A 12,273-nucleotide genomic window follows, 5' to 3' on the forward strand; every position below is an offset into this window, starting at 1 on the left:
TGGGGCGAAGCCGTGCTCCGAACCGTCAACCCGTCCATGTCGCGACCCATGGTGTGACCGACCCCTCCGCGCGACCGCGCCCGGCGTGGGAAGGATGCTGCTCCTTCTCGACGATCATCGCATGGATGTCGACGGTGGCGTCCGTCGCCAGTCGCTGAGCCGAGAGCTCGTCATAGCCGGCCGCCACGAGCTGGTCACGGCGCCATTTCAGCGACCGACCCTTCGGCTGCATACGCGCGGGCGACGGGATGCCGCGCGTCGCGTCAGAACTGTTCATATCTCGTGAGTGTCGCCGACGGGCCCGGGTCTTACCGGGATCCGCGAACTTCTCGTCCGTCGGTAAGACTCCGATCCCGGTGGTCCACTCACGACAGAAACCGGTTCCGGATCGGCCAGGGCGGCGAGAGCTCGGGCGATCGGAACGAATGAGATCCGAGAGGGGTCCATCATGTCCATTCGACGCACGCCGAGGTCTCGAACATCCGTGGTGTCGCTCATCGTGGCGGTGACCGTTGCGCTGTCGGGCGGCGGCCTCCTGACGGCATACGCCGCCGAGGGCGGTTCCGGGCCCGTCACCAGCACTTCGATGCACAACGGGCATGCGGATCCGGCCGTCGACGTGTCGGCCCAGACCGCCCTGCACCGGGCCATGCGGACACTGTGGATCCAGCACATGGAGTGGACCTACGCGACCGTGGTCGCGTTCGCCGACGAATCGCCCGCACTGCAGCCGACCATCGAGCGCCTGCTCCGCAACCAGGTCGACATCGGCGACGCCGTCGCCCCGTTCTATGGCGAGCGGGCGGCAGCGCAGCTCACGGAACTGCTCACGACGCACATCGAGCAGGCGGTGCCCGTGTTGACGGCGGCGAAGGCCGGCGACGACGACGCGCTGCGGAAGGCCGTGAAGGCCTGGTATCGGAATGCCGACGACATCGCCGACTTCCTTGCGAAGGCGAACCCGGCGTGGCCGAAGCGCGATATGCGAGACATGATGGAAGCGCACATCACCACGACGATCGGCTATGCGGGCGATGTCCTCTCCCATGACCACGCCGGTGCCATCGCCAAGTACGACGAGGCCGAGGCGCACATGGTCGAGATGGCCGACATGCTCAGCCAGGGCCTGATCGCGCAGTTCCCTGACCGGTTCTGACGCCTGACGAAGGACGCCCCGACGACGGGACGCGCCGCCACGAAGTCAGTGCGCGGCGTCGTCCCAGTCGGCCCCACGACCGACCTGCACGTCGAGCGGCACCAGCAGGTCGGCGGCGTGGGACATCCTGTCTTTGACGATCGCCTCGAGCGCTTCGGACTCGCCCGGTGCGATCTCGAAGACGAGCTCGTCGTGCACCTGCAGGAGCATGCGGCTCTCGAGCCCGCGAGCCGTGATATCGGCTTCGACACGTGACATGGCGATCTTGATGATGTCGGCCGCCGAGCCCTGGATCGGCGAGTTGAGCGCGGCTCGCTCGGCGTTCTCCCGGCGAATGCGGTTGGGGCTCGCCAGGTCGGGGAACGGGCGACGACGACCGAAGATGGTCTCGGTGTACCCGTCGATCTTGGCCTGCTCGACGACACCCCTCAGGTAGTCGCGCACGGCGCCGAAACGCTCGAAGTACTCCCGCATGAGCTGCGTCGCCTCGGCGCGATCGATGCGGAGTTGCTTCGAGAGGCCGAACGCGCTGAGTCCGTACGCCAGGCCGTACGACATCGCCTTCACCTTGGTGCGCATGAGCGGCGTGACGTCGGCCGGATCGACGGAGAAGACCCTGGCGCCGACGAAGCGATGCAGGTCTTCGCCGGCGTTGAACGCCTCGATGAGTCCTGGATCTCGGGAGAGATGCGCCATGATCCGCATCTCGATCTGCGAGTAGTCGGCGGTCAGCAGCTCGGCGAACTCGGGTCCGTGTCGGAATGCCTTGCGGATGCGTCGCCCCTCCGCCGTGCGGATGGGGATGTTCTGCAGGTTGGGATCGTTCGACGACATGCGCCCGGTGGCCGCGCCGATCTGCCAATAGGTGGTGCGGATGCGCCCGTCGGCGGCGATCGCCTTGTCGAGGGATTCGACGATCTGGCGCAGCTTCGTGGCATCCCGGTGCTCGAGCAGGTACCCCAGGAACGGATGCGGGTTCGACTCCTGCAGGTCGGCCAGTGCGCTCGCGTCGGTCGTGTACCCGGTCTTCGTCGCCCGCGTCTTCGGCATGCCGAGTTGGTCGAAGAGGACCTCCTGCAACTGCTTGGGAGAACCGAGGTTGACCTCGCGCCCGATCTCGGCGAAGGCCGACTGAGCGAGACTCGCCGCGCGTTCGCCGAGGTCGCTGGAAAGCTGGGCGAGCTCGGCGTGGTCGACCGTCACGCCGCGGCGCTCCATCGCCGCGAGCACCGGCACGAGCGGCATCTCGATTTCGGCGAGCAGGCGACGGGATTGCTCGGAGAGCGCACGCAGCACCACGGGCGCGAGGCGTACCGAGTACCATGCGTACTCGGGTGCGCCGGCCTCGCGGCCCTCTTCGGGCAGGAGCTGCGTCGGGTCGGGCTGCGGCACCGTTTCGCCCAGGTAATACGTGACGAGGTCGGCGAGGGACTTCTCTTCGAGGCCCGGACGCAGGAGCCAGCCGGCGATCAGCGTGTCGACCACGAGGCCGTCGAATGCGAGACCCGAACGCGCGAGCGCCTTCAGCTGCGGCTTCGCATCGGTCATGACCTTCGGGGAGTCGCTCGCCAGCCACGCTTCGAACGGTGCGTAGTCGGCGCGCCCCGGTTGCCACGGCAGCCGGATGGATTCGTCGGATGTCGCCACCCCGGCACCGACGACGAGGCCGTCGACCACATCGATGCTGAGCCCGAGCCCGGCCGGCTCGGCCCGCACCGCACGCTCCAGCCAACCTGCCAGCTCCTCGTCGAGCAGGAGGCGCGACTCGGGAGCCGTCGGCGCCTCGACCGCTTCGGCAGCCTGCACGGGCGCCGCGGGTGCTGCTCGGCCGTTGCCGTTCGCCTCGCCAGCGGCGAGCTTCGTGACGCGCTCCATCAGCGTGCGGAACTCGAGGCGTTCGAAGATCGGGCGAACGCCCTCGACGTCGATGGGCTTGGCCTCCAGTTCGTGGAGCTCGATATCGAGCTCCACGTCGCTCACGAGCTGGTTCAGGCGGCGATTGCGGATCGCGTTCTCTTTCTCGTCGCGGAGGTTCTGGCCCACCACGCCCTTGATCTCGTCGGCGTGCGCGAGGATGCCGTCGAGGTCGCCGTACATGCCGAGCCACTTCACCGCGGTCTTCTCGCCGACCTTGGTGATGCCGCTGAGGTTGTCGCTCGTCTCGCCCACGAGGGCGGCGACGTCGGGGTACTGCTCGGGCCGGATGCCGTAGCGTTCCATGACTGCGGCGGTGTCGTAGCGCTTCAGCTGCGAGACGCCCTGCGTGTTCGGGTAGAGCAGGGTGACGTCGTCGTTGACGAGCTGGATCGTGTCGCGGTCGCCCGAGACGAGCAGCACGCGGTAGCCCTCGGCCCGGCCCCGCACCGCGAGGGTCGCGAGGATGTCGTCGGCCTCGTAGTCCTCCTTCTCGAGGATTCGGACGCCCATCGCCTTCAGCGCGTCTTGCAGCAGGGGAACCTGCCCCTTGAACTCGGGCGGAGTCTCGCTGCGCGTGCCCTTGTACTCGGAGTACTCGCGGTTGCGGAAGGAGAACCGCGACACGTCGAACGCCACGGCGAGGTGCGTCGGCTTCTCGTTCTGGAGGAGCAGCAGCAGCATCGACAGGAACCCGTGGATGGCGTTCGTGTGCTGCCCGTCGCGTGTCGAGAAGCTGTCGACGGGAAGGGCGTAGAACGCACGGAAGGCCAGGGAATGGCCGTCGATCACGAGGAGGGTGGGCTTGTCTTCGTCCGGCACCCGACAAGCCTACAAGCGCCCCATGACATCGACCGGTCGCCGCTGAAGACGACGGATGCCGCGACGAGTCGGTCGTCGCGGCATCCGATCGGACGCGTGGCGGTCCCTACTTCTTCGGCGCCAACTGCTCGATGATCGCCTGCGAGACGTCTTTCATCGTGAGACGGCGGTCCATCGACGCCTTCTGGATCCAGCGGAACGCCTCGGGCTCGGTGAGGCCCATCTTCTCGTTCAGCAGTCCCTTGGCGCGGTCGACGAGCTTTCGCGTCTCGAACCGCTCGACGAGGTCGCCGACCTCGGCCTCGAGCGTGATGATCTGGGCGTGCCGGGCCAGCGCGATCTCGATCGAGGGGAGCAGGTCGTTCGGGGTGAACGGCTTCACGACATAGGCGAGCGCGCCCGCCTCGCTCGCACGCTCCACGAGCTCCTTCTGGCTGAACGCGGTCAGCAGCACCACCGGTGCGATGTGGCCCTTCGAAAGGCGCTCGGCCGCGGAGATCCCGTCGAGCTGGGGCATCTTGACGTCCATGATGACGAGGTCGGGGCGGAGTTCGGTGGCGAGCGCCACCGCAGTCTCGCCGTCGCCTGCCTCTCCGACGACCTCGAAGCCGTTGTCACGGAGGATCTCGACGATGTCGAGGCGGATGAGCGACTCATCCTCGGCGACGACCACTCGGCGCGGCGCAGGCTGGGTCTCTTCGCTGTCTGTCACGCAGGAAAGCCTACGGTATTCTGGGCGAGGCCTCTGGCCGGTGTGGCGGAATGGCAGACGCGGAGCACTCAAAATGCTTTGCCCGAAAGGGCGTGTGGGTTCGACCCCCACCACCGGCACCAGGCATCCGTCACAGCACGTCGCCGACCACGTGCACCCGCACGTCGTTCGTGGTACCCGGGATGCCCGGAGGCGATCCCGAGATGATGACGACCTTCTCGCCGATCGCGGCCTTGCCCGTCTTGGCGAGCACCTCGTCGACCTGCCCGACCATCTGGTCGGTGTGGGTCACGCGGTCGACGACGAACGACTCGACGCCCCAGTTCAGCGCCATACGACGCCGGATGGCGGGGTCGGGCGTGAACGCGAGAATCGGGATGACCGATCGGATGCGGGTCATCCGCCGGACCGACTCGCCGGTCTCGGTGAACACGCAGAGGTACTTCGCCTCGACGAAGTCGGCCACCTCGACGGCGGCCAGCGTGATGGCGCCGGCCTGCGTGCGGGGCTTCGTACCGAGCGGCGGGATGCGGTCGAGGCCGTGCTGCTCGGTCGACTCGACGATACGCGCCATCGTCTTGACGGTGATCACGGGATATTCGCCGACACTCGTCTCGCCCGACAGCATGACCGCGTCGGCACCGTCGAGAATCGCGTTGGCGACGTCCGAGGTCTCTGCGCGGGTGGGCACCGGGCTGTGGATCATCGACTCGAGCATCTGCGTCGCCACGATGACGGGCTTCGCGAGGCGGCGAGCGAGCTCGATCGCGCGCTTCTGCACGATCGGCACCGCTTCGAGCGGCAGCTCGACGCCGAGGTCGCCACGGGCGACCATGATGGCGTCGAACGCCTCGACGATCTCCTCGAGCGCGTCGACGGCCTGCGGCTTCTCGATCTTCGCGACCACGGGCACCCGGCGCCCGATCTCGTCCATGATCTCGTGCACGCGGTCGATGTCGGCGGCGCTGCGTACGAACGAGAGCGCGATCAGGTCGGCGCCGAGCTCGAGGGCCCACCGCAGGTCGGCCTCGTCCTTCTCCGACAGGGCGGGCACGCTGACGGCGACGCCCGGAAGGTTGATCCCCTTGTTGTTCGAGACGGGCCCCGCCACGACCACGCGGGTCGTGACGACGGTACCGTCGGTCTCGACGACCGCGACGCGGACCTTGCCGTCGTCGATGAGGAGTTCGTCCCCAGGGCGCACATCCTTCGGCAGGCCCTTGTACGTGGTGCTCACGAGGTCCTTCGTGCCGACGACCTCCTCTGTGGTGATCTTGAGGACGTCGCCCTTCTCGAGTTCATGCGGCCCGTCGGCGAACTTGCCCAGACGGATCTTCGGCCCCTGCAGGTCGACGAGCACTGCGACGGCGCGGCCCGAGTCGTTCGCCGCCTTGCGGACGTTCTGGTAGACGCCCTCGTGCACGTCGTACGTGCCGTGGCTGAGATTCATCCTCGCCACATCGATGCCCGCGTCGACGATCGCGCGGATCTGCTCATAGCTCGAGGTCGCCGGACCGAGGGTCGCGACGATCTTGGCCCGTCTCATGTCGTGTGCTCCCGGTGTTCTGCCGACTGCGCGGCGTAGTGGGTGGTCGGCGCGGCCTGCGCGCGGGTCAGATTGCGAAGGCGCGTGCCGTCGCGGGGATCGGACTCGGCAATTGCGTATCGCCTTCAAGGTACCGGTCGACGGCGGATGCCGCAGCGCGGCCCTCGGCGATCGCCCACACGATGAGCGACTGCCCCCGCCCGGCATCGCCGGCGACGAACACGCCGGGTTGTGCGGTGGCGTAGTCCTCGTCGCGGGCGATGTTGCCGCGCTCGGTGACCTGGAGCTGCAACTGCTCGTCGAGCTCCCGCGTCTCGGGGCCGGTGAATCCGAGGGCCAGCAGCACGAGGTCGGCGGGGATCTCCCGCTCCGTCCCGGCCTTGGGCACGCGACGCCCGTCGAGGTACTCGGTCTCGGCGACCCGGATGGCGCGCACCTCGCCCGCTTCGTCGGCGAGGAACTCGACCGTCGACGCGAGGTACTGGCGGTTCCCGCCCTCCTCGTGCGCACTCTGGACCTCGAAGATGGTCGGATGCATCGGCCAGGGCTGTTCGGCGGGTCGGGTCGCGCTCGGTTCCCTGCCGATGGCGAGATTCGTGACCGAGAGCGCACCCTGCCGGTGCGCGGTTCCGATGCAGTCCGCACCCGTGTCGCCGCCGCCGAGGACGACGACGTGCTTGCCCTCGGCGGTGATCTGGTCGAACACCTGATCGCCTGCGAGGGGGCGGTTCGATTGGGTGAGGTACTCCATCGCGAAATGCACGCCGGGCAGGTCTCGGCCGGGGATGGGCAGGTCGCGGGGCCCCAGGGCGCCCGTCGCGATCACGACGGCGTCGTATCGCTCGCGAAGCTGCTCCCAGGTCAGGTCGACGCCGATGTTGACCCCCGCGCGGAAGCGGGTTCCCTCGGCGGTCATCTGCGCGAGACGCTGGTCGAGGTGCTTCTTCTCCATCTTGAAGTCGGGGATGCCGTAGCGCAGGAGCCCGCCGATGCGGTCGTCGCGCTCGAACACGGCCACCGTGTGACCCGCGCGTGTGAGCTGTTGGGCCGCCGCCAGGCCCGCGGGACCCGATCCCACCACGGCGACCGTCTTGCCGGTCAGGCGCCCGGGCGGGTGGGGCTGCACCCAGCCGTTGCCGAACGCCTGGTCGATGATCGACACCTCCACCTGCTTGATGGTCACCGCGGGCTGGTTGATGCCGAGCACGCACGCCGATTCGCACGGCGCCGGGCAGAGGCGACCGGTGAACTCGGGGAAGTTGTTCGTCGCGTGCAGCCGTTCGATGGCCGCCCGCCCCTCACCTCGGTACATGAGGTCGTTCCACTCGGGAATCAGGTTGCCGAGCGGGCATCCCTGGTGGCAGAACGGGATGCCGCAGTCCATGCAGCGGCCGGCCTGTCGCCGAAGCTGCGCGGAGTCTCCGGGCTCGTAGACCTCTTTCCAGTCCATGATGCGAACCGGAACGGGACGCCGCTTGGGCAGCTCGCGCTCGGTCACCTTGAGAAAGCCCTTGGGGTCAGCCACCCGTCACCTCCAGAATCCTGTTCCAGACCACGTCGCCGTCGGGATCGAGCCCCTCGTCGACCGCAGACTGGCGCGTGCGAAGCACCGCGGCGTAATCGCGGGGCAGCACCTTCGTGAAGCGTTCGAACGCGGCGTCGCCCTCGGCCAGGAGTCGCGCGGCGACTGCGGAGTCGGTCGAGGCGAGGTGCTGTTCGAGCAGGTCGCGCACGATCTCTCGATCCGCGCTGCCGAGCGGCAGCAGCTCGAGCTCGCCGCCGGTCAGCGACTCGCGGTTCACTCGGTCCTGGTGCAGTTCGAGGATGTAGGCGGTTCCACCCGACATGCCGGCACCGAGATTGCGGCCCGTTTCGCCGAGGATGAGGGCCAGCCCACCGGTCATGTACTCGAGCGCGTGGTCGCCGACGCCCTCGACCACCGCCGTGGCACCGGAGTTCCGCACGAGGAATCGCTCGCCGACGATGCCGCGGATGAACATGCTGCCGCGGGTCGCGCCGTACCCGATGACGTTCCCGGCGATCACGTTGTCTTCGGCGGCGAAGGCACTGTCGCGTGGCGGCCGAAGGACGATCTGGCCGCCCGAAAGCCCCTTGCCGACGTAGTCGTTGGAGTCTCCCTCGAGTCGCAGGGTGATGCCGCTCGGCAGGAATGCACCGAGGGACTGTCCGGCGGAACCCGACAGGGTGACGTCGATCGTGCCGGGTGGGAGGCCGTGCTCGCCGCGGCGAACCGTGACCTCGTGGCCGAGCATGGTACCGACCGCGCGTTCGGTGTTCCTGATCGGCATTTCGATCTCGATCGAACCGCCCTCGTCGAGCACGATGCGGCTGCGGCGGATGAGCTCGTTGTCGAAGTGCTGGTCGAGCTCGTGGTCCTGGGGACGGAGATTGCGTCGCGGCTCCGCCTCGGAGAAGTCGGGACCGACCAGCACCGGGGTGAGGTCGAGGCCCGAGGTCTTCCAGTGCTCGATCGCCCGGTCGACGTCGAGCAGGTCGCGGCGTCCGACGATCTCGTCGATCGAGCGGTAGCCGAGCGCCGCCAGGTACTCGCGCACCTCCTGGGCGATGAACTCGAAGAAGTTCACGACGAACTCGGGCTTCCCGGTGAATCGGCGGCGCAGCTCGGGGTTCTGGGTCGCCACGCCGACCGGACAGGTGTCGAGATGGCACACCCGCATCATCACGCACCCCTGGACGACGAGCGGAGCGGTCGCGAAGCCGAACTCCTCCGCGCCGAGCAGAGCGCCGATCACGACATCACGGCCGGTCTTGAGTTGGCCGTCGACCTGCACCACCACGCGGTCGCGCATGCCGTTGAGCATGAGCGTCTGCTGCGTCTCGGCCAGGCCGAGCTCCCAGGGCGTGCCCGCGTGCTTCAGCGAGTTCAGCGGGCTGGCGCCGGTGCCGCCGTCGTGCCCGGACACGAGGATCACGTCGGCGAGGGCCTTCGCCGTGCCCGCCGCGACCGCACCGATCCCCGACTGGCTCACGAGCTTCACGTGCACGCGGGCCTTGGGGTTCGCCCGCTTCAGGTCGAAGATGAGCTGCTTGAGGTCTTCGATGGAGTAGATGTCGTGGTGCGGGGGCGGCGAGATGAGGCCGACCCCGGCGGTCGCATGACGCGTGCGGGCCACCCACGGGTACACCTTCGTCGGCGGGAGCTGGCCGCCCTCGCCGGGCTTCGCGCCCTGGGCGAGCTTGATCTGGATGTCGTCGGCATGCGTGAGGTACATGCTGGTCACGCCGAAACGACCCGACGCGACCTGCTTGATCGCACTGCGTCGCTCGGGGTCGAGCAGGCGTTCGAGGTCTTCGCCGCCCTCCCCCGTGTTGGACTTCGCGCCGAGCCGGTTCATCGCGATCGCGAGCGACTCGTGGGCCTCCTTCGAGATCGAGCCGTAGCTCATCGCTCCGGTGGAGAACCGCTTCACGATCGACTCCACCGGCTCGACCTCGTCGATCGGCACCGGTGCTCGCACCCCGGTGCGCAGCGCGAACATGCCGCGAAGGGTCATGAGCTCTTCAGCCTGCGAGTCGACGAGGGAGGTGTACTCGCGGAAGATGTCGTAGCGACGGTTCCGAGTGGAGTGCTGCAGCCGGAACACCGTCTCGGGATTGAACAGGTGCGGCGATCCGTCGCGGCGCCACTGGTATTCACCACCCGTCGCCAGACGCTCATGCGCCCGGACGGCCGCGTCCTCGGGGTAGGCGGAGGTGTGACGGTGCAGGTTCTCGGCGGCGATGACCTCCAGTCCGACACCCCCGAGCTTCGAGGTCGTTCCGGTGAAGTACTCGTCGATGAAGTCCTGCGACAGGCCGATCGCCTCGAACGCCTGGGCTCCGCCGTACGACGAGATGGTCGAGATGCCCATCTTGGACATGATCTTCAGCACGCCCTTGCCCAACGCCCTGATGACGTTCCGCACGGCCTCCTCGGGCGTCACGCCGGCGATGACGCCCGAACGAACGAGGTCTTCGCACGATTCCATGGCGAGGTACGGGTTCACCGCCGACGCGCCGTATCCGACCAGGAGGGCGACATGGTGCACCTCGCGCACATCCCCGGCTTCCACCACGAGGCCCACCTTCATGCGGTTCTCGGAACGGATGAGGTGGTGGTGCACCGTCGAGACCAGGAGGAGGGACGGGATCGGCGCGAGATCCTTGTTGGAATCGCGGTCGCTCAGCACGATGAACTCGGCACCCGACGCGATCGCCTCGTCGACCTCGCCGCAGATCGCCGCGAGACGGTCGCGCAGCGCGTTCGGTCCCTCGTCGAAGCGGTAGAGGCCGCGGATGGTCACCGTCGTGCGGCTGCCAGGCGCCGGGTCGATGTGCACGATCTTAGCGAGCTCGTCGTTGTCGATCACGGGGAACGCCAATGAGACCTGCCCGGCGTGTTCGGGTCCTGCACTGAGGAGGTTGCGCTCGGGACCGATCGACGTGCCGAGGGAGGTGACGACGGCCTCGCGGATGGAGTCGAGCGGCGGATTCGTGACCTGCGCGAACTGCTGCGTGAAGTAGTCGAAGAGCAGGCGCGGACGCTTCGACAGCACCGCGATCGGCGTGTCGGACCCCATCGCGCCGAGCGGCTCCTGACCGGTCTTCGCCATCGGCGCGAGGAGGATGCGGACCTCCTCCTCGGTGTAGCCGAAGGTTCGCTGGCGCCGGGTCACCGACGCCGGCGGGTGCACGATGTGCTCGCGCTCGGGCAGGTCCGAGAGGCGGATCCGCCCGCTCTCGAGCCACTCCCCCCATGGCTCGGATGCCGCGAGCTCGGCCTTGATCTCGTCATCCTCGATGAGGCGGCCCGCATCCGTATCGACGAGGAACATGCGTCCGGGCTGAAGCCGGCCTTTGCGCACGATGCGGCGCTGATCGATGTCGAGCACGCCGATCTCGCTCGCCAGCACCACGAGACCGTCATCCGTCACGACGTACCGTCCGGGCCGCAGGCCGTTGCGGTCGAGCGTCGCCCCGACCAGGGCACCGTCGGTGAACACGATGGCGGCAGGGCCGTCCCACGGTTCCATGAGCATCGAGTGGTACTCGTAGAACGCCCGACGCGTCGGGTCGATGTCGGTCTGGTTCTCCCAGGCCTCGGGGACCATCATCATGATCGCGTGCGGGAGGCTGCGCCCCGAGAGCGTGAGGAGCTCGACGACCTCGTCGAACGATGCCGAGTCGCTCGCGCCCGGGGTCACGATGGGCAGGAGCGGTTCCAGGTCGCCGAGCAGTTCGGACTCGAGTTGCGACTGCCGGGCGCGCATCCAGTTCCGGTTGCCCTGGATCGTGTTGATCTCGCCGTTGTGCGCGATCATGCGGAACGGTTGGGCGAGCGGCCACGACGGGAACGTGTTCGTCGAGTACCGGGAATGCACCAGGGCCAGCTTCGAGGCGAAGCGCTCGTCGGAGAGGTCGGGGTAGAACGGCTCCAGTTGCAGCGTGGTCACCATGCCCTTGTACACGATCGTGCGACTCGACAGGGAGGCGAAGTAGAGCTCCAGCTCCCGCTCGGCACGCTTGCGCAGTCGGAAGGCGAGTCGATCGAGTGCGATCCCCGTGAGCCGGTCGCCGTCGGAGTTCGTCGCGGCCGACTGCACGTACAGCTGCTGCACGACGGGCATCGCGGCGCGAGCGAGCGTGCCGAGCTCTTCAGGACGAACGGGAACCTCGCGCCAACCGAGCACCTCGAGGCCCTCGGATGCCGCGAGCTGAGCCACTCGGCGCTTCACGCTGCTGCGCACGGTCGGGTCGACGGGCAGGAAGGCGTTGCCCGCTGCGTACGAGCCCGCCGACGGGAGATCGAAGGGGACCACCGCGCGGAGGAAGCCGTCGGGCACCTGGGTGATGATGCCCGCGCCATCGCCCGTGCCGGCATCGGACCCGACGGCGCCGCGGTGCTCGAGGTGGCGCAGCGCGTCGAGCGCGGCCGTGATGATGTCGTGCCCGGCGGTGCCACGCAGTGTCGCAACCATGGCAAGGCCGCACGCGTCTCGCTCGGCGGCGGGGTCGTACATTCCTTGGGCAGGGGGAACGAGACCGAACCGCGAGAAGGGAGGGGTGAGGGACACGTGGACCGTCCTCATCAAGTCTGAAACA

Annotated in this window: 7 protein-coding genes and 1 tRNA gene; 2 read left to right on the plus strand and 6 right to left on the minus strand. The window is 68.1% G+C overall.

The features are described 5' to 3' along the window. Positions 1–25: 25 nt before the first annotated feature. Positions 26–277, minus strand: coding sequence for a hypothetical protein (locus HUS56_RS14395; RefSeq protein ID WP_173924108.1), 252 nt, complete (start codon positions 275–277; stop codon positions 26–28). Between the two features lie 171 nt (positions 278–448). Here HUS56_RS14395 and HUS56_RS14400 point away from each other — a divergent pair, with 171 nt between their 5' ends. Further along, positions 449–1,156, plus strand: coding sequence for a hypothetical protein (locus HUS56_RS14400; protein ID WP_173924109.1), 708 nt, complete (start codon positions 449–451; stop codon positions 1,154–1,156). Between the two features lie 45 nt (positions 1,157–1,201). Here the strand turns inward: HUS56_RS14400 and polA are convergent, their stop codons facing one another. Further along, positions 1,202–3,892 carry a DNA polymerase I gene (gene polA, locus HUS56_RS14405; protein WP_173924110.1) on the minus strand — a complete coding sequence of 897 codons (2,691 nt, stop codon included), beginning with the start codon at positions 3,890–3,892 and terminating at the stop codon, positions 1,202–1,204. Positions 3,893–3,998: 106 nt separating this feature from the next. Further along, positions 3,999–4,604 carry an ANTAR domain-containing response regulator gene (locus HUS56_RS14410; RefSeq protein ID WP_173924111.1) on the minus strand — a complete coding sequence of 202 codons (606 nt, stop codon included), beginning with the start codon at positions 4,602–4,604 and terminating at the stop codon, positions 3,999–4,001. A gap of 36 nt (positions 4,605–4,640) precedes the next feature. Here HUS56_RS14410 and HUS56_RS14415 point away from each other — a divergent pair. Next, positions 4,641–4,726, plus strand: a tRNA-Leu gene (locus HUS56_RS14415). 8 nt (positions 4,727–4,734) lie between these two features. Here the strand turns inward: HUS56_RS14415 and pyk are convergent. The 3 genes from pyk to gltB form a co-directional block, all read right to left on the minus strand. Then, positions 4,735–6,150, minus strand: coding sequence for a pyruvate kinase (pyk, locus tag HUS56_RS14420; protein ID WP_173924112.1), 1,416 nt, complete (start codon positions 6,148–6,150; stop codon positions 4,735–4,737). A 67-nt stretch (positions 6,151–6,217) separates the two neighbouring features. After that, positions 6,218–7,675: a glutamate synthase subunit beta gene (locus HUS56_RS14425; RefSeq protein WP_173924113.1), complete on the minus strand. Its 1,458-nt coding sequence runs from the start codon at positions 7,673–7,675 to the stop codon at positions 6,218–6,220. Then, entirely contained in the window at positions 7,668–12,260 is a 4,593-nt protein-coding gene (gltB, locus tag HUS56_RS14430; protein ID WP_173924114.1) for a glutamate synthase large subunit, read from the minus strand. Before gltB ends, HUS56_RS14425 begins: the two co-directional genes overlap by 8 nt. Between the last annotated feature and the right edge of the window lie 13 nt (positions 12,261–12,273).

It is taken from the genome of Agromyces sp. Marseille-P2726 (assembly GCF_902809835.1).
In the GTDB taxonomy this organism is placed as follows: Bacteria; Actinomycetota; Actinomycetes; order Actinomycetales; family Microbacteriaceae; genus Agromyces.